The organism is Flavobacterium chungbukense (genome assembly GCF_020805785.1).
In the GTDB taxonomy this organism is placed as follows: Bacteria; Bacteroidota; Bacteroidia; order Flavobacteriales; family Flavobacteriaceae; genus Flavobacterium; species Flavobacterium chungbukense.
In genome coordinates this window covers 200,607-222,912 of the sequence record NZ_JAJGZV010000004.1, presented here as the reverse complement: position 1 = coordinate 222,912, position 22,306 = coordinate 200,607, and the positions used below count along the sequence as shown (strand labels likewise).

The 22,306-nt window shown below is 33.6% G+C and carries 20 protein-coding genes; 16 read left to right on the top strand and 4 right to left on the bottom strand.

Translation table 11 applies throughout. The features are described from left to right. Window positions 1–69: 69 nt before the first annotated feature. On the top strand, window positions 70–2,136 hold the full coding sequence (gene dnaG, locus LL966_RS14905) for a DNA primase (protein WP_229354381.1): 2,067 nt from the start codon (window positions 70–72) through the stop codon (window positions 2,134–2,136). Window positions 2,137–2,229: 93 nt separating this feature from the next. Here dnaG and LL966_RS14900 read toward each other — a convergent pair whose 3' ends face one another. Both LL966_RS14900 and nadE read right to left on the bottom strand, forming a co-directional pair. Further along, window positions 2,230–2,859 carry a response regulator transcription factor gene (locus LL966_RS14900; protein ID WP_008467169.1) on the bottom strand — a complete coding sequence of 210 codons (630 nt, stop codon included), beginning with the start codon at window positions 2,857–2,859 and terminating at the stop codon, window positions 2,230–2,232. Window positions 2,860–2,951: 92 nt separating this feature from the next. Further along, window positions 2,952–3,758: an NAD(+) synthase gene (nadE, locus tag LL966_RS14895; protein WP_229354380.1), complete on the bottom strand. Its 807-nt coding sequence runs from the start codon at window positions 3,756–3,758 to the stop codon at window positions 2,952–2,954. A gap of 100 nt (window positions 3,759–3,858) precedes the next feature. Between nadE and gldB the strand changes: the two genes are divergently transcribed. Further along, window positions 3,859–4,818 carry a gliding motility lipoprotein GldB gene (gene gldB, locus LL966_RS14890; RefSeq protein ID WP_229354379.1) on the top strand — a complete coding sequence of 320 codons (960 nt, stop codon included), beginning with the start codon at window positions 3,859–3,861 and terminating at the stop codon, window positions 4,816–4,818. After that, the gene (gldC, locus tag LL966_RS14885; protein ID WP_229354378.1) at window positions 4,818–5,150 is read left to right on the top strand and encodes a gliding motility protein GldC; all 333 of its coding nucleotides are present in this window, start codon (window positions 4,818–4,820) and stop codon (window positions 5,148–5,150) included. The genes gldB and gldC overlap by 1 nt, the downstream gene beginning before the upstream one ends. Before the next feature lie 855 nt (window positions 5,151–6,005). Here gldC and yihA read toward each other — a convergent pair. Then, window positions 6,006–6,626: a ribosome biogenesis GTP-binding protein YihA/YsxC gene (yihA, locus tag LL966_RS14880; RefSeq protein ID WP_229354377.1), complete on the bottom strand. Its 621-nt coding sequence runs from the start codon at window positions 6,624–6,626 to the stop codon at window positions 6,006–6,008. Window positions 6,627–6,669: 43 nt separating this feature from the next. Continuing rightward, window positions 6,670–7,434, bottom strand: a complete 765-nt coding sequence (locus tag LL966_RS14875) for an alpha/beta fold hydrolase (RefSeq protein ID WP_113677632.1) — start codon at window positions 7,432–7,434, stop codon at window positions 6,670–6,672. Between the two features lie 377 nt (window positions 7,435–7,811). Here LL966_RS14875 and mraZ point away from each other — a divergent pair, with 377 nt between their 5' ends. The 13 genes from mraZ to ftsA all read left to right on the top strand — a co-directional run bounded on the left by mraZ (window position 7,812) and on the right by ftsA (window position 22,285). Next, on the top strand, window positions 7,812–8,285 hold the full coding sequence (mraZ, locus tag LL966_RS14870; RefSeq protein WP_184157698.1) for a division/cell wall cluster transcriptional repressor MraZ: 474 nt from the start codon (window positions 7,812–7,814) through the stop codon (window positions 8,283–8,285). Beyond that, a complete protein-coding gene (gene rsmH / locus LL966_RS14865; protein ID WP_229354376.1) occupies window positions 8,260–9,168 on the top strand; it encodes a 16S rRNA (cytosine(1402)-N(4))-methyltransferase RsmH in 909 nt (302 codons plus the stop codon). Before mraZ ends, rsmH begins: the two co-directional genes overlap by 26 nt. Window positions 9,169–9,189: 21 nt before the next feature. Then, window positions 9,190–9,537, top strand: a complete 348-nt coding sequence (locus tag LL966_RS14860) for an FtsL-like putative cell division protein (protein WP_229354374.1) — start codon at window positions 9,190–9,192, stop codon at window positions 9,535–9,537. After that, window positions 9,528–11,534, top strand: coding sequence for a penicillin-binding protein (locus LL966_RS14855; RefSeq protein WP_229354373.1), 2,007 nt, complete (start codon window positions 9,528–9,530; stop codon window positions 11,532–11,534). The genes LL966_RS14860 and LL966_RS14855 overlap by 10 nt, the downstream gene beginning before the upstream one ends. Continuing rightward, complete coding sequence (locus LL966_RS14850) at window positions 11,531–12,994, top strand: UDP-N-acetylmuramoyl-L-alanyl-D-glutamate--2,6-diaminopimelate ligase (RefSeq protein WP_229354372.1); 1,464 nt, start codon at window positions 11,531–11,533, stop codon at window positions 12,992–12,994. Before LL966_RS14855 ends, LL966_RS14850 begins: the two co-directional genes overlap by 4 nt. A 75-nt stretch (window positions 12,995–13,069) precedes the next feature. Beyond that, the gene (gene mraY, locus LL966_RS14845; RefSeq protein ID WP_229354371.1) at window positions 13,070–14,299 is read left to right on the top strand and encodes a phospho-N-acetylmuramoyl-pentapeptide-transferase; all 1,230 of its coding nucleotides are present in this window, start codon (window positions 13,070–13,072) and stop codon (window positions 14,297–14,299) included. A gap of 53 nt (window positions 14,300–14,352) precedes the next feature. Next, complete coding sequence (locus LL966_RS14840; protein ID WP_229354370.1) at window positions 14,353–14,733, top strand: four helix bundle protein; 381 nt, start codon at window positions 14,353–14,355, stop codon at window positions 14,731–14,733. Between the two features lie 32 nt (window positions 14,734–14,765). Continuing rightward, window positions 14,766–16,097, top strand: coding sequence for a UDP-N-acetylmuramoyl-L-alanine--D-glutamate ligase (gene murD / locus LL966_RS14835; RefSeq protein WP_229354369.1), 1,332 nt, complete (start codon window positions 14,766–14,768; stop codon window positions 16,095–16,097). A 72-nt stretch (window positions 16,098–16,169) separates the two neighbouring features. Continuing rightward, a complete protein-coding gene (locus tag LL966_RS14830; RefSeq protein ID WP_229354368.1) occupies window positions 16,170–17,480 on the top strand; it encodes an FtsW/RodA/SpoVE family cell cycle protein in 1,311 nt (436 codons plus the stop codon). 43 nt (window positions 17,481–17,523) lie between these two features. Beyond that, window positions 17,524–18,612, top strand: coding sequence for an undecaprenyldiphospho-muramoylpentapeptide beta-N-acetylglucosaminyltransferase (gene murG, locus LL966_RS14825; protein ID WP_229354367.1), 1,089 nt, complete (start codon window positions 17,524–17,526; stop codon window positions 18,610–18,612). Window positions 18,613–18,810: 198 nt separating this feature from the next. After that, entirely contained in the window at window positions 18,811–20,160 is a 1,350-nt protein-coding gene (gene murC, locus LL966_RS14820) for a UDP-N-acetylmuramate--L-alanine ligase (RefSeq protein WP_229354365.1), read from the top strand. Beyond that, a complete protein-coding gene (locus LL966_RS14815) occupies window positions 20,147–20,869 on the top strand; it encodes a cell division protein FtsQ/DivIB (protein WP_229354363.1) in 723 nt (240 codons plus the stop codon). The genes murC and LL966_RS14815 overlap by 14 nt, the downstream gene beginning before the upstream one ends. Window positions 20,870–20,875: 6 nt before the next feature. Continuing rightward, entirely contained in the window at window positions 20,876–22,285 is a 1,410-nt protein-coding gene (gene ftsA, locus LL966_RS14810) for a cell division protein FtsA (protein ID WP_229354362.1), read from the top strand. The last annotated feature ends 21 nt before the right edge of the window (window positions 22,286–22,306 follow it).

Sequence of the window (22,306 nt, the reverse complement as noted above, 5' to 3'; positions counted from 1 at the left end):
AAAAGCAGCAAAATTACGATTGGATTTACGTATTTTTGCAAGCTCTCAACTTTTAAAACCGCACACAAATTGATTTCACAAAATACCATAGATTCTGTTTTTGAAACTGCTCGAGTAGAGGAGGTTATTGGCGATTTCGTGAATTTGAAACGTGCGGGAAGTAATTTTAAAGGTCTGAGTCCATTCTCCGATGAGCGTTCTCCTTCGTTCATGGTTTCGCCCGCAAAAGGAATCTGGAAAGATTTTAGTACTGGTAAAGGAGGAAACTCGGTTAAGTTCTTAATGGAACATTCACAATTTACTTATCCAGAAGCCATTCGATATTTAGCCAAAAAATATAATATCGAAATAGAAGAAACGGAACAATCGGAAGCAGAAAAAGCCAATACAGATATTCGTGAAAGTATGTATCTGGTTTCTGAATTTGCTGCCAAGTATTTTCAAGATGTTTTGGTTAATTCTGAAGAAGGAAAAGCAATTGGATTGTCTTATTTTAAAGAAAGAGGATTTACGAATGAAACCATCAAGAAATTTAATTTAGGATATTCTCCCGAAACTTGGGATGCTCTGACAAAAGAAGCGTTAGGGAAAGGCTATAAATTAGAATTTTTAGAAAGTACAGGTTTAACAATTCCAAGAGAAGATCGCCCGTTTGACCGATTTAAAGGCCGTGTGATGTTCCCAATTCAAAGTATGTCTGGCCGCGTTTTAGGTTTTGGAGGCCGTATTTTAACTAATGATAAAAAAGCGGCAAAATATCTGAATTCGCCAGAAAGTGACATCTATCATAAAAGTAAAGTACTTTACGGAATATATCATGCGAAACAATCTATTGCCAAACAAAACAACTGTTATTTGGTAGAAGGTTATACCGATGTTATTCAGTTCAGTCAAGCCGGAATTGAAAATGTTGTAGCTTCTTCTGGAACAGCTTTGACACCAGATCAAATTCGTTTGATTAATCGTCTAACGAGAAATATTACTGTTCTTTTTGATGGAGATGCGGCTGGTTTACGAGCTTCTATTCGTGGAATCGATTTGATTTTGGAAGAAGGTATGAATGTTAGAGTTTGTTCTTTTCCTGATGGAGAAGATCCTGATAGTTTTGCTCGAAAAAATTCGCATGACGATTTAGTTGCCTATTTAGAAAATAACAGTAAAGATTTTATACAGTTTAAAGCTTCGATTTTAATGGGCGAAGCTAAAAACGATCCGATTAAAAAAGCGGATTTGATTCGCGATATGGTTACGAGTATTTCTAAAATACCAGATCGTATTCAGCGTGAAGTTTACATACAAGAATGTGCTCGAATCATGGAAATTTCGGAGCAGGTCTTGACGAGTACTTTGGCGCAATTGATTCAGAAAGATATTGCTGAAGCGAGTAAAAAACAGAAACAAGAACAAAGACCTTTCGAAGTCCATAGAAATCAGCCTCCGCAAGCAGGTACATTTTCTGGAGGAGATCCAGAAGATCCAAGAAATGGTCCGCCAGATGATTATCCAGGCGATCCAGGATTTTATCCGCAAGAGCAATCTCAAAAAGTAGATATTTTATATGGTTTTGAAAGGAAAGTTATTGAAATTCTTCTTTTGTATGGAAATGTTGTTGAAAATTTTGAAGATGTTTTTCTAAAAGCAGATGAAGAAGGAAATGTAAAAGAAGTTTCCGAAAAACGAGAATATAAGGTTTTCCAGAAAATATATTTGAGTTTACAAGAAGATGAGATTCAATTATCGAATGTTTTATTTCAAAATATCTATAATAATATTATCAATTTTTATAATCAAAATGAGACTTTTAGTTTAGACAAGTATTTAATGCATTTAGAGCCTGATTTTGCTCAAGAAGTAACCAATATTTTGATGGAAGATGAAAGATTAACCGTTCATAATTGGGAAGGGCAGAATATATTTCCAAAACACAAAAGCGAAACTATAGAGCAGAATGTTTCTGAGACTATTTTTTCTCTTAGGTGGTATTTGGTTTCTGGTATCATTGCAGAATTAAAAAATTCTCTTATGACAGATCCGCAAGAAGATAATTCGGAAGTTTTGAGTATGGTTATAGATTATTCAAAATTACTAAATAATTTTTCTAGGAAATTAGGTCGTGTAGTTGTTCCGTATCACTAAAAAGGAAAAAACTCTATCTTATCTGATAAATCAAAAAAGATAGAGTTTTATAGTTTCTCGAATTTCTTAAAGATTAAGATTTTCGAATTGTAATTAAATAATTTCTAAAGTCTTCGCTTTGTTAACCAAGTCAACTAAATTAGTAACATTCAATTTAGTTAATAATCTCAGTTTGTAAGTACTGATCGTTTTTTCGTTCAGATTTAAGATTTTAGAGATTTCATTGTTTTTCTTACCATCACTTAAATAACGTAAAACCTCGATTTCACGGTTAGAAAGTTTTCTGTACAGACGCTCGCTTTTGCTTTGTTTAGCAATAAGTGCCATGTTTTTGCGTACTGTTTCGTTGATGATAATTTTTCCTTCGTGTACTTTAATAATAGAATGACCTAATGTTTCAAGTTTTTCTGTTTTGTGTACATACCCAGAAACTCCTGCTTTAATTGCGTTTGGAGCGTACATTTGCTCAGCAAGATCACTGAAAATAACAATTTTTGTTTTTGGGAAATTTTTCAAGATTGATTTAATTTCGAAGATACTTGAAAGACCTTCTAACTCTAAATCTAAGATTAGAATGTCGATTTCCTTCGTCTGAAGAATATCTCTAACCATTGAAAAATTGCCTACGTTGGCAACAATTGAAATTTGATCGTGGTCTTTGAAATAAGACTTAACGCCAAAGTGCGTAACAGGATGATTGTCTGCTAGACATACTTTAATCATAATTTTTACCTTTTTTAGAATTGTTCATGTTTTTGGAGTGGTAAAATTAATAAATAAATTCTGTAATATCTTTCTTAGAATGTTAAAATCTTTTATTTTAACGTTTTTGGTATCAAACAAACCGGAATTGGATCCATTTTGTGCTTGTTACTGGTGTTTAATCGTTTATAGATTTCAAAGACAGATTTTTCTCTCCCGTCGAAGTCAGATGCCGTATTTCCTGACTCTGCAGCCAACATGGCCCATTCCAATTCGTCATAACTTGCTCCTAATTGGTCTTCATCAGTACGGTTATCTCCAAATAATCCATCAGTAGGTGCGGCTGTTAAAATTGATTGCGGAATTTGCAAAAATTCTCCTAAAGCATACACATCAGATTTCATTAAATCTGCAATCGGACTCAAATCTACACCTCCATCTCCATATTTGGTGTAAAAACCTACGCCGAAATCTTCAACTTTATTTCCTGTTCCCGCAACAAGCAAACCATGAATTCCAGCTAAATAATATAGAGAAGTCATTCTGATGCGCGCACGAGTATTGGCTAATGCTAAATTTACTTTCGCTTCATCATCTGTTTTAGGAACAGCACTTTTGAAAGATTCAAAAACAGCAGTTAGATCTGTTTGAACATCAGAAACATTAGGAAAACGCTTTTTCAGCTGATCAATATGTTCTTTTGCTCTGCTAACTTGGCTTTCTGCTTGATGAATAGGCATTTCAACACATAAAACTTTCAGTCCTGTCTGCGCGCATAAAGTTGAAGTTACAGCAGAATCAACTCCTCCTGAGATTCCTATTACAAAACCGTTTACTTTTGCATTGTTAGCGTAATTTTTTAGCCACTCTACAATATGCGTATTTACTTTTTCTGTCTGAATTGTGCTTTTTTTAGCCATAATAGTTTAAGTTTTAAAGTACAGGGATGTATATTTGCAGAATTATTTTTAGTATGCAAATACTTTAAAATTCTGATAACACAAATCTAATTAAAATAAAATGAAAATTTATCGCTTTGCAGTGGTTCTATGCCTGTTTTTTTTGTCCTGCAATCAAAAAAGTAAGGTCGAAAAAGCAGTAGAAGAAATCCCTGTTGATATTAAAGTAGAGCGTTTTGATAAGGTGTTTTTCGAAACTAAACCCCAAGACCTCGCACAGGTAAAAAAACAATATCCATTCTTTTTTCCTGCGGGTAATGATGATAATGTCTGGTTGCAAAAAATGAACGATCCAATTTGGAAAGAAGTTTATGATGAAGTACAGAAAAAGTATGGTAATTTTGAACCTGTTCATAAAGAATTTGATGCTCTTTTTCAGCACGTAAAATATTACTTTCCTAAAACTAAAATTCCAAAAGTAATTACCGTAATTGGAGAAATGGATTATAATGCAAAAGCAATTTATGCTGATAGCCTTGTAATTGTGGCGCTGGAGCTGTATTTGGGGAAAGAACATAAGTTTTATGAATTTCCAAATTATTTGAAGAAGAACTTCGAAGAAAGACAGATTATGCCAGACGTGGTTTCTAGTTTTTCTTATCGAAATATTCCTGATTCTCCAGATAGAAGTCTGGTGGCTCAAATGGTTTTTGAAGGAAAACAGCTTTACGCAAAAGACTTATTGCTTCCAGATTACACAGATGCAGAAAGAATGGGATATACTCCAGAACAAATAAAATGGTGTGAAGAAAATGAAGCTTACATCTGGAGGTATTTTATAGAAAACGAAATGCTGTACAGTGATGATCCTAAATTGAGAACTCGATTTATGACACCTGCACCTTTTTCTAAATTCTTTTTAGAAATTGATAACGATTCTCCTGGCCGAATTGGAGCTTGGATTGGCTGGCAGATGGTACGTTCTTACATGAAAAATAATAGTGAGGTTTCTTTAGCAGAATTATTCAAAATAGATGCAAAAGAAATCTTCGAAAAATCAAAATATAAACCTAAGAAATAATGGCAAATATAAACTCAGAGATTAGATTCAATATAGAATTAGATGAAAACCGTGTTCCAGAAAAATTGACATGGAGCGCACAAGATGGCGGTGTTCAGGCAGAAGAAGCAAAAGCAATTATGCTGTCAATTTGGGATAGCAAAGCGAAAGAAACAATGCGTATCGATTTATGGACAAAAGATATGCCCGTAGACGAAATGAAAATTTTCTTCCACCAAACTTTAGTAGCAATGGCAGACACTTTTAAACGTGCAACAGATGATGAAAAAATGTCTGATACTATGAAAGATTTCTGTGACTACTTCGCAGAAAAATTAGAGCTTACAAAGTAAGAAGAAGCTTAAAAATCAATAAAAAAAGTCCCAAATTTCATTCTTAAAAGTGAGATTTGGGATTTTTGTTTTTTATTTGCAGTATCATCCCCAAAATTAATAACATGCTATTTCCTTTTCTGGTAAGCCTCGTCGGATTGTTTTTTTTACTTGCTAATGCAATTAGGTTTTGTATTACTTGCAAAAAGAGAGATGTGCTATATCGCATTGTTACAGCATATTTGGTTCTTTTGTTTTGTGTAGAATTATTTTGCAACATCATTGGGTTTCTCTATCCTAACTCCAATTTTTTTCTGTCTCACTATTATTTCAATTTTCAGTTTATTTCGCTAAGCTTGTTTTTTTATAATTCTTTTTCAAAGAAAATATTAAAGAAAGTTGTGTTATTGGTTCTGATTTCTGTTTTATTGTTTTTAAGTATTCAATATTACCGCACTCCATCACTTTATTGGGAATTTAATTTAATTGAAATAGCAATAACTTCTATTCCGTTGTTGCTTTATGCTTTTTATTACATCGTTTCAAATTTAAAAAACGTTAAGCACGACTATTTCTATTTTTGCAATGGATTAATTATTTACTTAACAAGCAGCGCGAGTATTTTTTTATCTGGAAATACTGATTCGGTAATTTTTACGGAACCATTTATACTTGATTTGTGGTTTTTTAATTCTCTGTTTTATATTCTATATCAAATTTTGATTTATAAAGAGTGGAAAGCTTTAAATTTTAGAAGAACAGCAAAGAAAAGTATTGAAAGTAAAATGACAGAGTAAGAAATGTCTAAAAATTAAAAATCCCAAATTCCACTTGTTACAGTTGGAATTTGGGATTTTTGTATTGATTTTTTATTTTTTAAAATCCTGAATTGTTTTTGAATACTTCCTGATTTACCTGATCGATATAAGATAAAAGTTCTTCTTTTCCGATTGATTCTGTAGATGAGGTTACAAAATATTGCGGCATTTCTGCCCAGTTGTTGGCGTACATTTGTTTTTTGTAAGCAGCAATATGAGAGTCAATTTTTACTTTACTGATTTTGTCTGCTTTTGTAAAAATAATGCAAAACGGAATTTCACTTTCTCCCATATAAGACATAAATTCAATGTCTATTTTTTGAGCTTCATGGCGAATGTCAATTAGAACAAAAGCGCACACAAGCTGTTCTCTGTTTTCAAAATAATCAGTAATAAATTGCTGGAAAACAGATTTTGTTTTCTTAGAAACTTTAGCGTATCCATAGCCAGGCAAATCGACCAAAAACCAATTGTTATTAATTTTAAAGTGATTTATTAATTGTGTTTTCCCTGGTCTTCCAGATGTTTTTGCTAAATTTTTATGATTGGTAATCATATTAATCAAAGATGATTTACCAACATTAGATCGGCCTATAAATGCGTATTCCGGCAGAAACTCGGTCGGGCATTTTGAAGCATCAGAATTACTGATAATAAATTCGGCGCTATTAATTTTCATGTATTTTATTTTTTAAAACCTTCTTAAAATCGAAAGTTAGAGGCTATAATTTCTGCTCTGTGAGCCATTTTTCCAGAATTTCATTAAATTCATCTGGATGTTCCATCATAGCTGCGTGTCCACATTTGTCAATCCAATATAAAGTTGAATTTGGCAATAATTTATCAAATTCTTCTGCTACATTTGGCGGTGTTACCGAGTCATTTTTACCCCAAATGATGCAGGTTTCTACATCCATTTTTGGTAAATCTTTGGCCATATTATGACGAATTGCGCTTTTGGCAATTGTCAAAGTTTTAATTAATTTGATACGGTCATTTGCAGTTGCGTAAACTTCATCAATCAATTCGGGAGTTGCAATTTTTGGGTCATAAAAGACATCTTCAGCTTTCTTTTTGATGTATTCGTAATCACCTCTTCTTGGATAGCTGTCTCCCATTGCGCTTTCATAAAGTCCAGAACTTCCGGTAATTACAAGTCCAGCAACTTTCTCAGGATAAAGTTTTGTATGGTACAAAGCAATATGTCCTCCAAGAGAATTTCCTAAAAGAATTACTTTGTCAAAACCTTTAAAAGTGATAAAATCCTTTACATACTTGGCAAAACTTTTTACGTTCGTTTTTAAAATGCTTTGAGTGTATATTGGCAAATCTGGGATAACGACTTTATATCCTTTTGTTGGGAAATATTGTGCTACACCATCAAAGTTACTTAGACCTCCCATTAATCCGTGCAGAATGACGATAGGTGTACCTTCTCCAGCTTCAAAATAGCTGTATTTGCCTTCTTTTTTGTAGTGTTTGTCCATCTAATCTAATGCCAATTTCAATTTCGACAAATATAGGGTTAAATAAATAAAAATGAATTTTTGCTGCCATTTTTTAACTAGATAATTTCAGTAGAATATATAAATGACTAAAAATCAGTAATTAATGTTCTAATTGGTAAATTATGCAAATGTTAAGAAATCTGAGGAATAATCAATTTTTTAAGAAAATTAGCGCATTATTTTTTTGAATGATTAGTGTATTTATAAATCTGTTAATTTATAGTTAAGGTATTGATTGATTGTGAATTATAGAAAGTGGTAGCAAAGTGGTTAAACTTATTAACAAAGTGGTATAAAGTGGTAATATGTGGTATTTTTTTTTATATTTTTGCTGTATAACATGTTAACTAGTTTTTTTGAACACAATTGTTGGAACATATGAGTGTAAAGTCGATGCTAAAGGGAGGCTAATGATGCCTGCGCCTTTAAAAAAGCAATTGACTGCTTCTCTTCAAAGCGGATTCGTTTTGAAGCGTTCTGTTTTTCAGCAGTGTTTAGAATTATATCCTATGGAAGAATGGGATTTAATGATGAAAAAAATCAACAAGCTTAATCGCTTTGTAAAAAAGAACAACGATTTCATTAGAAGGTTTACGGCTGGTGTTAAAGTGGTTGAGGTTGATGCATTAGGAAGATTGCTGGTTCCAAAAGATTTGGTAACGTTTGCGAGTATTTCTAAAGATGTAGTTTTTTCATCTGCGGTTAATATAGTAGAGATCTGGGATAAGGATTTATACGAAAAATCAATAAGTGGCGAAGATATGGATTTTGCAGATTTAGCCGAAGAAGTAATGGGAAATATTAATGACGACGAAGATGGAATATCATAATCCGGTTTTGCTTCATCCAACTGTAGATGGTTTAAATATTAAACCTGATGGTGTGTATGTAGATGTTACGTTTGGAGGCGGTGGTCATTCAAAGGAGATTTTAAAAAGATTAGGGACAAACGGAAGACTGTTTGCATTTGATCAAGACGAAGATGCGCTTGCAAATGCATTGCCAGACGAAAGGTTTACTTTAATAAATGAGAATTTTAGGTTCATAAAAAGATTTTTACGTTTTCACGGAGTAAAATCTGTTGACGGAATCTTGGCAGATTTAGGAGTTTCTTCACATCAGTTCGATGTTCCGGAAAGAGGTTTTTCAACCCGATTCGATGCCGAATTAGATATGCGGATGAGTCAGAAAAATGATTTAAATGCTTATCGTGTGGTTAACGAATATGAGGAACAGGATTTACGTCGTGTTTTTTTTGATTATGGGGAGCTGAAAAATGCACCGGTTTTGGCAAGAACAATTGTTGAGGCAAGAAAGGATTCTCCGATCAAAACAACAGATGAATTAAAAGAAGTTTTGAAGAAGTTTTTGCCAGAGAAAGTTCGAAATAAAGTATTGGCTCAGATTTATCAGGCAATTAGAATCGAGGTAAATCAAGAAATGGATGTTTTGAAAGAGTTTATCGAGCAGTCTTTAGAAATTTTGAAACCAGGCGGAAGATTCTCTGTTATCTCCTATCATTCTTTAGAAGACCGTTTGGTAAAAAGATTTATTAAAAACGGAATGTTTGAAGGAGAGCCAGAAAGAGATTTTTACGGAAATTTTTCAGTTCCATTCAAAACAATAGGAAAATTGATTGTTCCAGATAATGAAGAAATCAAAATAAACAATAGAGCAAGAAGTGCCAAATTAAGGATAGCTGAAAAGGTATAATATATATTAAGGTAGGAAAAAATGAAAAGTGGTGTATTTGGCATATTAAAAGCAAGGTTCCTGATTCATGAAGATGCAGTAAAAAACTGGCGATTTATCGTCTTTATAATTCTGCTGGCCATTTTGATGATTGCCAATACACAGCGATACGAACAGAAGGTTTTTGAAATCGCGAAGTTGAATAATGAAACAAAAGAATTAAGATCTGAATTTGTAGATCGACGTTCAGAATTAATGAAGCTAAAAATGGAGTCAACCATTTCGGATAAAATGTTAGAAAAACAAATTTTTCCGTCGACAGTTCCTCCAGTGAAAATAGAAGTTAAAAAAGAAGAAGAAAAAAGTTTCTTTAAAAGAATATGGCAGTAGAAGATAAGCATATATCCTACAGAATTTACCTCGTAGCAGTTTTCATCTTTGTGATGGCAATTGCTATTGTCGTTAAATTGACCAATATTCAATGGGTTGAAGGTGATTATTATAGAAAACTGGCGAAACAGCGTACCGTTAGAAATTTTGTAATTCCTGCCAATAAAGGAAATATCTATTCTGCTGACGGAAGTTTGCTTGCAACTTCAATTCCGAATTACGAGATTCGTTTTGATGCGAAAGCGCCAAAATCAGAAACGTTTGAAAAGTATGTAAAACCATTGTCAGATTCATTGGCTACTGTTTTAGATAAACCTAGCGGTTATTTTCAAAAAGAATTAAGAAAAGCGCGTGAGAATAAAAATCGTTATTATTTGATCGCTCGTAAACTGAGTTACACTGAATATGTAAAAATAAAAAGTTTTCCATTATTCAATTTAGGCGCTTTTAAAGGTGGAATTATAGTTGAACAAGAAACGGTTAGAAAGCATCCGATTGGAAAAATTGCCGAAAGAACTATTGGTTACGACAAAATCGATCCAGCAACTGGAGTAGAAGTTGGAAAAGGAATTGAATGGGCTTTTAAAAATTACCTAAATGGAAAAGATGGTAAAATTCTAAAGCAAAAAATTGCAAAAGGACAATGGAAGCCAATTCGTGATGTAAACGAAGTAGATCCAATTGACGGTTATGATGTGATTTCTACCATAGATGTTTTTATTCAGGATATTGCACATCATGCTTTGTTGAAACAATTGCAGGATTATGGAGCAGATCATGGTTGCGTGGTTGTGATGGAAACGGAAACGGGACATGTAAAAGCGATTTCGAATTTAGGAAGAGCAGAAGATGGGTCTTATTACGAAACAACAAATTACGCAATTGCAGAATCTCATGAGCCGGGATCGACTTTTAAGTTAGTTGATTTGATGGCGATTTTAGAGGATAAAGTTGCTGATACAAGTACAGTTTATGATAGTCATAACGGTGTGGTAAAATATTATGGAAGATCAGTACGTGATTCGCATAATGGCGGTTACGGAAAAGTTTCTTTAGCCCGCGGATTTGAACTTTCGTCAAATACAGTTATGGTTCAGGCGGTTTATGAAGGGTATAAAAGTAATCCTTCTAAGTTTGTTAATCATATTAATGCATTAGGATTAAATAAGACATTAGGATTACATTTTAAAGGAGAAGGTAGACCTTATATTCCTCAGCCTGGAGATAAACATTGGTCAGGAACTACACTTCCTTGGATGGCTTTTGGATATAACGTTTCGGTGACACCAATGCAGACTTTAACCTTATATAATGCAGTTGCTAATAATGGTGTAATGGTAAAGCCACAATTTGTATCAGAAATTAAAGAATGGAATAAAACAATTAAAAAGTTTGATACAGAAATAATTAATCCAAAGGTTTGCTCGCCTGAAACACTTAAAAAAGTAAAAGCAGTTTTGGCGAATGTGGTAAAGAAAGGAACAGGTTCTAAGCTGTATTCGAAAGATTTTTCAATGGCAGGAAAAACAGGAACTGCTATGGTGAATTATGGTAACGCAGGAAGAGAAGGAATGTATTATGCTTCATCATTTGCAGGTTATTTTCCAGCCGATCATCCTAAATATTCTTGTATTGTAGTGGTTCATAAACCTAATACAGCAAAAAATAATTATTACGGAGCAGATGTTGCCGGACCGGTTTTTAAAAGAATTGCTCAAAAGATTTTTACAGATGCGCCTTCAACAAACAAAATAAAACAACTTGATTCTAAGATTGCAAAGCAAGAAAGCAGTTATGATAAATATACTGTAGAAGCAAATAAAAAAATGAATCAGATTCCGAATTTAAAAGGAATGCCAGGAATGGATGCGATTGCTTTGCTTGAAAACTTAGGTTTGAAAGTAAAAGTAAATGGAATGGGGAAAGTGAAGAATCAATCAATTCAAGCTGGAACTAGTATAAGCAAAAACACAACAATTGTATTAGAATTATCGTGAAAGTATTAAAAGACATATTATATAAAGTAGCTATCGAATCTGTAAAAGGTTCGACAGATGTTGCTATTTCTAAAATTGAATTTGATTCACGTAAAGTAGAAGCAAATGATGTTTTTGTAGCTATTCGCGGTTCACTTTCAGATGGACATAATTACATTGGAAAAGCAATTCAGCTTGGAGCAAAAGCAATTATCTGTGATACGCTTCCTGAAAATACAGAAAATGAAATAACGTATATACAGGTAAAAGATACCAATGCGGCTTTGGCTTTTATGTCAGCTAATTATTTTGAAGATCCGTCTGCGAAATTGAAATTAGTTGGTGTAACGGGTACAAACGGAAAAACAACAATTGCATCATTGTTGTTTCAATTGTTTCAAAAGGCAGGTTTTAAAGTTGGATTGTTGTCAACTGTAAAAATTGTAGTAGATCAAACAGAATATCCTGCAACGCATACAACCCCAGATTCTTTAACAATCAATCATTATTTAAATGAAATGGTTGAAGCTGGAGTTACGCATTGTTTTATGGAAGTAAGTTCACACGGAATTCATCAAAAACGTACAGAAGCTTTGCATTTTGTGGGCGGAATTTTTACGAATCTTTCACACGATCATTTGGATTACCATCCAACATTTGCAGAATACAGAGATGTTAAAAAATCGTTTTTTGATTCATTACCAAAATCGGCATTTGTTTTAACAAACATTGATGATAAAAATGGATCGGTAATGTTGCAAAATACAGTTGCTAAAAAACTGACGTATGCCTTAAAATCGTATGCAGATTATAGAGCTCAGATTTTAGAAAGTCAATTATCGGGATTGTTATTAAAAATTAATGACAATGAAGTGTGGGTAAAACTAATTGGTACTTTCAACGCATACAATGTTTTAGCGATTTACGGAACAGCAGTAGAGCTTGGAATTGATAGTCTTGAAGCGTTGCGTTTACTGTCTGATTTAGAAAGTGTTTCAGGTCGTTTTCAGTATATCGTATCAGATGGAGGAATTACCGCTGTCGTAGATTACGCACATACACCGGATGCGCTTGAAAACGTCTTAAAAACAATAACTGATATTCGTACCAAAAATGAGCAATTAATAACTGTTGTAGGCTGTGGCGGAAACCGTGATAAAACGAAACGTCCAATTATGGCGAAAATTGCTTCAGATTTAAGTGATAAAGCAGTTTTGACTTCTGACAATCCGAGAAATGAAGATCCAGAAGTTATTTTGGATGAAATGGAACAAGGTGTGGAGCCACAGAATTATAAGAAATTGCTTCGAATTACAGATCGAAAACAAGCTATTAAAACGGCTTGCCAATTGGCTCAGCCTAAAGATATCATTCTAATCGCAGGAAAAGGACACGAAACGTATCAGGAAATAAATGGTGTTCGCCATCATTTTGATGATATGGAAACAATAAAAGAAATTTTAGAACAATTAAAAAAATAATAATAAAATTTTAGGTTCAAATACCACAGAATTGGAATTTGGAATTTCAAAATTGGAATTTAAAAAACAAGAAATATGCTGTACTATTTATTCGAATATTTTGATAAAACATTGGATCTTCCAGGAACGGGAGTTTTCCAGTACATCACATTTAGATCAGCTTTGGCATTTATGCTTTCATTGCTTTTGTCGACTATTTATGGTAAAAGGATAATTAACTTTTTGCGTCGTCAACAAGTAGGAGAAACTGTTAGAGAACTTGGTCTTGCAGGTCAAAATGAAAAAGCTGGTACACCAACAATGGGTGGATTAATTATCATTTTTGCAACCTTACTACCTGTTTTGTTGTTTGCTAGATTGCATAATATCTATATCGTATTGCTTATAGTAACAACATTATGGATGGGAACAATTGGTTTTGTTGATGATTATATCAAGATATTCAAAAAGGATAAACAAGGATTAAAAGGAATTTTTAAAGTAATTGGTCAAGTTGGTTTAGGAATCATCGTTGGTGCAGTTCTTTATTTTAATCCCGCTGTTACAGTGAGAACAGATACAGGTCGTACAGATGTTTTTAAATCAGCAAACACTACAGTTGTGCTTCCTGCGCCAGTTGAAGAAAAGTCTACAGCAACTACAATTCCATTCGTAAAAAACAACGAATTTGATTATGCTGAAGTTTTATCTTTTATGGGGGATGGATATGAAAAATGGGCTTGGTTAATATTTATCCCAGTGGTAATTTTTATTATCACAGCAGTTTCAAACGGAGCAAATTTAACAGACGGAATCGACGGACTAGCAGCAGGAACCTCTGCAATATCGGTCCTCGCGCTCGGAATTTTTACCTTTGTTTCTGGTAATATTATTTTTTCGAATTATCTGAATATTATGTATATCCCTAATTCGGGAGAAATGACGGTTTTTATTTCAGCATTTGTTGGAGCTCTAATCGGTTTTCTCTGGTACAATTCTTATCCCGCATCTGTGTTTATGGGAGATACAGGAAGTTTGACAATTGGAGGGATTATAGCGGTTTTAGCAATTGCAGTTCGTAAAGAAATCTTAATTGTTTTATTCTGTGGAATTTTCTTAGCAGAAAGTGCTTCAGTCGTTATACAGGTGTTTTATTTTAAATATACAAAGAAACGTTTTGGTGAAGGAAGAAGAATCTTTTTAATGGCACCTCTTCATCACCATTACCAGAAAAAAGGATATCACGAAAGTAAAATCGTAACTCGTTTTTGGATTGTTGCCGTGATGTTAGCCATTTTATCAATTATTACTTTAAAATTAAGATAAAGCTCAATTAAAAATTAAGAATTAAAAATTAAAAGATTACACGTTCTTATAAAATGAAAGAAAATATTATTCGACATAAATCATTTGATTTTGCTGTTAGGATTGTCAATTTATACAAATACTTAACAGAAACGAAAAAAGAATATGTTTTGAGTAAACAAGTTCTAAGATCTGGAACTTCAATAGGAGCAAATATTGAAGAATCGATTGGAGGACGATCCGATAAGGAGTTTTTATTTAAGCTTGAGATTTCATATAAAGAAGCAAGAGAAACAATTTATTGGTTAAAATTATTAAAAGCAACAGATTATATTTCTTCAAATGAATTCGATAGCATCTTTAATGAGGCTGATGAAGTTTGTAGAATATTAGCAAAAATTATATTAACCCTAAAAGGAAATAAGAATTCATTAAAAGTCACAGCTGATTTTTAATTTTTAATTCTCAATTTTTAATTAAATAAAGTATGAGGCTAGTAGTTTTAGGTGGAGGAGAAAGCGGAATTGGAACCGCAATCCTCGGTAAAAAACAAGGATATGAAGTTTTTGTATCTGATTTTGGAAAGATAAAAGAGAGTTACAAAGAAGTTCTTATCATTAATAAAATTGCCTGGGAAGAAGAGCAGCATACAGAAGATTTAATCTTGAATGCTGATGTGGTGATGAAAAGTCCAGGAATTCCAGATAAGTCTCCGATAGTAAAAAAACTTATTGCAGCAGGGGTAAAAGTGATTTCTGAAATTGAATTTGCAATTCCTTACACAGAAGCCATGACAATCGGAATAACTGGAAGTAACGGCAAAACTACTACAACGATGCTAACACATCATTTGCTGAAATATGCAGGATTAAATGTTGGCTTGGGAGGTAATATTGGAAAAAGCTTCGCTTGGCAGGTTGCAGAAAATAAATTTGATGTTTACGTTCTCGAATTGAGCAGTTTTCAGTTGGATGGAATTGTAAATTATAGGCCTGATATCGCTATCATAACAAATATTAGTCCAGATCATTTAGATCGATATGATTATAAATATGAAAATTACATCAATTCGAAATTTCGAATAACGATGAACCAGACGGAAAGCGATTATCTTATTTACGATGCAGATGATGAAGCAAGTACAGAATGGTTACAAAAGAATAAAACAAAAGCAAAATTAATTCCTTTTTCATTGACAAAATCATTCGATGAAGGGGCTTCTATAAATAACAACAAAATGGAAATTAAGATCAACCAAGAAGAGTTTACAATGGACACAGAACACATTGCGTTAGAAGGAAAACATAACATGAAAAATGCAATGGCAGCAAGCTCTGTAGCGAAACTGATGCAAATTAGAAATGCAACAATTCGCGAAAGTTTATCTAATTTTCAAGGTGTTGAACACCGTTTAGAAAAAGTATTAAAAATACAAAACGTACAATATATCAACGATTCAAAAGCAACAAACGTAAATGCGACTTTCTTTGCTTTGGATAGTATGAATGTTCCAACAGTTTGGATTGTTGGTGGTGTTGATAAAGGAAATGATTACAACGAATTAATGTCATTAGTTCGCGAAAAAGTAAAAGCAATTATTTGTTTAGGTGTTGACAATCGCAAAATTATCGATGCTTTCGGAAATGTTGTTGATATCATGGTTGAAGTAAACAATATGAGCGATGCTGTAAAAACAGCTCAAAGATTAACAGAAAAAGGTGATGCCGTTTTATTGTCTCCAGCTTGCGCAAGTTTCGATTTATTCGAAAACTACGAAGATCGTGGAAAACAATTTAAGCAAGCGGTGCATAACTTGTAGAGAAATAAGTTTCAAGTTTCACGTTAAGCGGAACTTGAAACCTGAAACAAAATAAAACCTGAAACAAAAAATATGAAAGAACTAGTTAACAAATTAAAAGGAGATAGGGTAATATGGTCATTCGTGGCTTTATTGGCGTTATTTTCGTTTATGCCTGTTTTTAGTGCGAGTAGTAATTTGGCATATATTGGTCACGGAACAGGAAATACCTTAGGATATTTATTAAAACATTTGGCACATATCTGTATTGGTTTTTTAATTATTTATTGGGTTCACAGAGTGCCTTATCATTATTTTAGAGCAATCTCTAAAATTGCATTGCCTATCGTTTGGTTCTTGTTGCTTTATACATTATTGAAAGGAACTGTAATTGCTGGGGCAAATGCAAGTCGATGGATTCAGGTTCCATTTATTGGAATCACGTTTCAGACATCAACTTTGGCGGCTATTGTTTTGTTTATCTATGTGGCAAGATATTTATCAAAAACTAAAGAAGAAAATGAACCTTTTCAAACTTCATTAATTCAACTTTGGATTCCAGTATTTATAACGTTAATACTGATTTTGCCAGCAAACTTTTCAACTACAGCGTTGATTTTTGCAATGGTTTTAATGTTAACGTTCATTGGGAAATATCCTTTAAAATATATCGGATTTATTATTGGTTCGGGAATTGCAATGCTGGCATTTTTCCTTTTGGTAGCCAAAGCCTTTCCAGATTCGAGATTCTTTAGCAGGGTTTCAACTTGGGAAAGTCGTATTACCAACTTTACAACCGATAAGCCTGATGAAGATGACTATCAGATTGAAAAAGCAAAAATTGCAATTGCTTCAGGAAGATTAGGAGGATTAGGACCGGGGAAAAGCGTTCAAAAAAACTTTTTGCCACAATCTTCTTCCGATTTTATTTATGCCATAATTGTAGAAGAATATGGTTTGGTTGGAGGAGTTTCAATTGTAGTTCTGTATTTGTTGCTTTTATTTCGATTTGTAATTGCTTCTCATAAAGCGCCAACAATATTCGGAAAACTAGTCGTCGTTGGTGTTGGGTTTCCAATGATATTTCAAGCAATGATTAATATGGCAGTTGCAGTTGAACTACTGCCCGTAACAGGACAAACATTACCATTGATAAGTAGTGGAGGAAGTTCGATCTGGATGACTTGTTTAGGACTAGGAATCATTATTAGTGTGACTAGAAAAGAAGAAGAAATTGCTGAAGAGAAAGAAGAAAAGGCAAAACGAAAGGAAGCTTTGCAGCGATTAATAGATAAAGAATTGGCAGAAGATGATGTTGTTCCGGAAGGAATATATGAGGAAGAACCAATTTATTCCATTGAGGATAATTCAAAAAATCCGATGAATGCAGTTTTAAACAAATAGTTAAAATATAAAAGTTTTTTAAAAAGTTGTAATTTTTAGAAAGATGACAAAGTATAAATTCATACTTAGCGGAGGAGGAACAGGAGGACACATTTATCCTGCGATTGCGATTGCAAATGAATTGAAATTACAATTCCCAGATGCAGAATTTCTTTTTGTTGGTGCCAAAGACAAAATGGAAATGCAAAAAGTGCCTCAGGCTGGTTACGAAATAAAAGGTCTTTGGATTGCTGGTTTACAACGAAAATTGACATTGCAAAACTTAATGTTTCCACTAAAATTGGCAAGCAGTTTATTGGAATCAAAAAGAATAATTAAAAAATTTAAACCGAATGTAGTAATTGGAACAGGTGGTTTTGCCAGCGGACCATTATTGCAGGCGGCAGGTTCAGCAGGAATTCCGACAGTGGTTCAAGAACAGAATTCTTTTCCTGGAATAACCAATAAACTGCTGAGCAAAAAAGCAAATGCAATTTGTGTGGCCTATCAGAATTTAGAGCGTTTTTTTCCGAAGGAGAAAATCGTTTTAACAGGAAATCCAGTTCGTCAGGATTTAATTGATATCGACAGCAAACGTGATGAAGCAATTGCTTTTTATGGATTAGATCCAAATAAAAAAACGTTATTGGTTTTAGGAGGAAGTTTAGGCGCAAGAAGAATCAATCAGTTAATTGAAAAAGAATTGCAAAATTTCCTTTCTCAAGATGTTCAGGTAATCTGGCAATGTGGAAAGTTATATTTTGAGGATTATAAAAAATACAATCAGACCAATGTAAAAGTGGTTGATTTTATTGAAAGAATGGATTTTGTTTACGCAGCATCAGATGTGATTATTTCACGCGCAGGAGCTTCATCAGTATCAGAATTATGCATTGTTGGAAAACCAGTGATTTTTATTCCGTCTCCGAATGTAGCTGAAGATCATCAAACAAAAAATGCACAGGCAATTGTAGATGCGAAAGGCGCCATTTTGTTGAAAGAATCTGAGCTGAACGAACAATTTAGTATCGTTTTTGAAGCGCTGCTGAAAGATTCAGGAAAACAAAAACAATTAAGTGATAATATTAAAAAGCTAGCAAGACCAAAGGCGACACAAGATATTGTAGCGCAGATTGTGAAGTTGATTAAATAATATGAAGTATGTTTTAATTATTTTTTTTCTGTTCGTTATTTTAATAGGTGTTGCTTATTATTACGATTATAAGAAGGATAAAAAGTATTTCAAAAAATCAATAAAAGATATTGCATTCCTTATGCTGATTATAGTGGGAATTTATATTATTTCAGAGTTAGGAGATAAAGTGTTAGAATGTTTTTATAAATAAAGAAAATGAATTTAAATCAAATACAAAACGTTTATTTTATTGGTATCGGAGGAATCGGAATGAGTGCCTTGGCTCGTTACTTCAAGTTTATTGGAAAACAAGTTTCAGGTTACGATAAAACGCCTTCAATGCTGACTAATGAATTGATTGAAAGTGGTATTGATATTCATTTTGAAGATAATATTGGCTTAATTCCGACTGATTATTACGTAGAGAATACGTTGGTGATTTATACGCCGGCTGTTCCAAAAACACATTCTGAGTGGAATTATTTCATAGAAAGACAATACGAGGTTAAAAAACGTGCTGAAGTTCTTGGAATTATAAGCAAAGATACTTTTTGCTTTGCCGTTGCAGGAACGCACGGAAAAACGACAACCTCTAGTATTTTGGGGCATATTTTGTTTCAAAGTGGTGCTGATGTAACAGCTTTCATCGGAGGAATTGTAGAAAATTACAATTCAAACTTAATTGGAAGCGGTAAAACAGTAACGGTTGTTGAAGCGGATGAATTTGACAGGTCGTTTTTGCATTTGCGCCCAGATATCGCATGTGTAACTTCGATGGATGCAGATCATTTGGATATTTATGGAACAAGTGATGCAATTGAAGCTTCTTTTAGAGAATTTGCTTCAAAAGTTGAGGATAAGAATAATCTCTTCATTACAAAAGAATTGCCTTTAGAGGGAGTTCAATGTGCTGTAAATGAAGATGCTGTTTATAAGGCTTTTAATGTTCGCATTGAGGATGGGGCTTATGTTTTTGATGTGCAGACGCCATCAGAAATTATGAAGGATTTGCGTTTTGGATTGCCAGGAAGACACAATTTAATGAATGGATTGATGGCTATTGCAATGGCTAAGACATTCGGCACCCCAACCGATTCTATTGCAAAAGCCATTGCTTCATTCAACGGGATTAGAAGACGCTTTTCGTATCAGATTAAGAGCGAAAATTTAGTATATATTGATGATTATGCACACCATCCGACAGAAATAAATGCTGTTCATCAAGCAGTTAGTGAATTGTATCCAGGGCGTAAAGTTTTGGCAATTTTCCAGCCGCATTTATTCAGCAGAACAAGAGATTTTGTTGACGGGTTTGCGGCAAGCTTATCACAGTTTGATGAAGTGTTTTTGATGGATATTTACCCAGCAAGAGAGCTTCCAATGGAAGGAGTAACTTCTGAGTGGCTTTTGGGTAAAATGACAAATTCGAACAAAAAAATTGTTTCAAAAGAAGATTTATTAGGTGAAATCAAAGCCAGTGATGCACCTATTATTGTAACAATTGGAGCTGGTGATCTTGGAGAGATGGTTCCGTCAATTAAAAAGGTTTTAAATGAAAATATTTAACTGGACAAATATTCGATTAGTACTCATTTTCGGACTGGTTTTGTTTCTATATTCCTTCGCACAGCACCGTAACGGCGATCGAAAATTGAAAAAATCGATGGTTGTTTTTGTAGGAGAAAATACGCTTTTTGTGAAGCCAGAAACGGTTAATAAATTGTTGATAGAAAATAAAAGAGACGCTTCCAGTATTAGAAAAGATGAACTAGATTTGAATAAGATAGAGAAAACCCTCGATACACAAGAGATGATTGAGAAGTCAAATGTTTTTGTAAGTATCGATGGAGTTCTAAAAGCAGTAGTAAAACAGAAGACGCCCATAGCAAGAGTTTATGATGGCGGTGCTTCTTTTTATATTGATTACGAGGGCAATAAAATGCCTTTGTCGGACAATTTCACTGCGAGAGTTCCTCTTGTTTCAGGGGCAATTAATGAAAAAAATAACGAAGATTTAGCCACTTTATTTCGCACAATTTATGACGATGCGTTTTTGAAAAAAAACATCATTGCAATCGAGATTATGCCGAATGGAAGCTTAAAAATGTTTAATCGTAACTATGATTACTTCATAGATTTCGGAAGAACAATGAATGTTGATAAGAAATTCAGAAACTATAAAGCGTTTTTTCAAAAAGCAGTTTTAGATAGTTCGTTATACAAATACAAAAAAATTGACCTTAGGTTTACGGAACAAGTAGTTTGCACTAAATAATAGAAAATGGAAAAAGATAATATTGCAGTAGGTCTAGATATTGGAACAACCAAAATCGTTGCCATGATCGGCAAGAAAAATGAGTATGGTAAGTTGGAGATTTTGGGCATTGGCAAATCCAAGAGTTTGGGTGTTGCCAGAGGAGTAGTAAACAACATTACGCAGACGATTCAATCGATACAACAAGCGATAATCGAAGCAGAAAATAATTCAGGTTACAAAATAAAGGATGTTGTTGTTGGTATTGCTGGACAGCACATCAGAAGTATTCAGCATACAGATTACATCAGCAGAAATAATCCTGAAGAAGTAATTGGTGAAAATGACATTCAACTCCTAATCGATCAGGTAAATAAACTTGCGATGTTACCAGGAGAAGAAATCATTCACGTTTTACCGCAAGAATTTAAAATTGACGGGCAGTCTGAAATTAAAGAGCCAATTGGAATGTACGGCGGAAGATTAGAATCTAGTTTTCACGTTGTGGTAGGTCAGGCGTCTTCAATCAGAAATGTTGGTAGATGTATTCAGAGTTCAGGAATTGAATTGTCTGGATTGACATTAGAACCATTAGCTTCAGCAGATGCGGTTTTAAGTCAGGAAGAAAAAGAAGCTGGTGTAGCGCTTATCGATATTGGTGGCGGTACAACAGATTTGGCCATTTTTAAAGACGGAATAATTCGTCATACAGCTGTAATTCCTTTCGGTGGAAATGTAATTACAGATGATATCAAAGAAGGTTGTTCGATTATTGAAAAACAGGCAGAGCTTTTGAAAATCAAATTTGGATCAGCTTGGCCGGGAGAAAATAAAGACAACGAGATTGTTTCTATTCCAGGTTTAAGAGGAAGAGAACCAAAAGAGATTTCATTAAAAAATCTATCAAAAATTATCCACGCTCGTGTTGTGGAAATTGTTGAGCAGGTTTTTGCAGAAATAAAAGCATACGGTCACGAAGATCCTCGCAAAAAGCTAATTGCAGGTATTGTATTAACAGGTGGTGGTGCGCAATTGAAGCACATCAAACAATTGGTAGAATACATTACTGGAATGGATACTAGAATTGGATATCCAAACGAGCATTTGGCAGGTAATTCTGGCGAAGAAATTTCTAGTCCATTGTTTGCAACAGCGGTTGGATTGGTAATGAACAGTATCGAAAACAGTTCGCAAAGTGCTGTTAGAATGGAATTGGTTAACGAACAGCCAAAAGTTGTTTATAGAAATGCACCAACTCCTGTACAGAGATACGAAGTTGAAGAAAACTACGTTGAAAAAGTAGAAACAATTGAAGAAGAAAGACAACTTGTAAGCCAAAAAGCTTCTAAAGATGAATCTACAGAAACAAAAATAAGAAGATCATTTTTTGATCGTTATGTCGACAAAATCAAAGAATTTTTAGACAACGCAGAATAAAGAGAATAATAAGAGAAGGAT

Excerpts from the sequence above, each read along its gene's own strand:
- LL966_RS14900 (WP_008467169.1), bottom strand. The coding sequence starts at position 2,859 with ATGATTAAAGTATGTCTAGCAGACAATCATCCTGTTACGCACTTTGGC.
- nadE (WP_229354380.1), bottom strand. The coding sequence starts at position 3,758 with ATGGCTAAAAAAAGCACAATTCAGACAGAAAAAGTAAATACGCATATT.
- gldB (WP_229354379.1), top strand. The coding sequence starts at position 3,859 with ATGAAAATTTATCGCTTTGCAGTGGTTCTATGCCTGTTTTTTTTGTCC.
- gldC (WP_229354378.1), top strand. The coding sequence starts at position 4,818 with ATGGCAAATATAAACTCAGAGATTAGATTCAATATAGAATTAGATGAA.
- yihA (WP_229354377.1), bottom strand. The coding sequence starts at position 6,626 with ATGAAAATTAATAGCGCCGAATTTATTATCAGTAATTCTGATGCTTCA.
- LL966_RS14875 (WP_113677632.1), bottom strand. The coding sequence starts at position 7,434 with ATGGACAAACACTACAAAAAAGAAGGCAAATACAGCTATTTTGAAGCT.
- rsmH (WP_229354376.1), top strand. The coding sequence starts at position 8,260 with ATGACGACGAAGATGGAATATCATAATCCGGTTTTGCTTCATCCAACT.
- LL966_RS14860 (WP_229354374.1), top strand. The coding sequence starts at position 9,190 with ATGAAAAGTGGTGTATTTGGCATATTAAAAGCAAGGTTCCTGATTCAT.
- LL966_RS14855 (WP_229354373.1), top strand. The coding sequence starts at position 9,528 with ATGGCAGTAGAAGATAAGCATATATCCTACAGAATTTACCTCGTAGCA.
- mraY (WP_229354371.1), top strand. The coding sequence starts at position 13,070 with ATGCTGTACTATTTATTCGAATATTTTGATAAAACATTGGATCTTCCA.
- LL966_RS14840 (WP_229354370.1), top strand. The coding sequence starts at position 14,353 with ATGAAAGAAAATATTATTCGACATAAATCATTTGATTTTGCTGTTAGG.
- murD (WP_229354369.1), top strand. The coding sequence starts at position 14,766 with ATGAGGCTAGTAGTTTTAGGTGGAGGAGAAAGCGGAATTGGAACCGCA.
- LL966_RS14830 (WP_229354368.1), top strand. The coding sequence starts at position 16,170 with ATGAAAGAACTAGTTAACAAATTAAAAGGAGATAGGGTAATATGGTCA.
- murG (WP_229354367.1), top strand. The coding sequence starts at position 17,524 with ATGACAAAGTATAAATTCATACTTAGCGGAGGAGGAACAGGAGGACAC.
- murC (WP_229354365.1), top strand. The coding sequence starts at position 18,811 with ATGAATTTAAATCAAATACAAAACGTTTATTTTATTGGTATCGGAGGA.
- LL966_RS14815 (WP_229354363.1), top strand. The coding sequence starts at position 20,147 with ATGAAAATATTTAACTGGACAAATATTCGATTAGTACTCATTTTCGGA.
- ftsA (WP_229354362.1), top strand. The coding sequence starts at position 20,876 with ATGGAAAAAGATAATATTGCAGTAGGTCTAGATATTGGAACAACCAAA.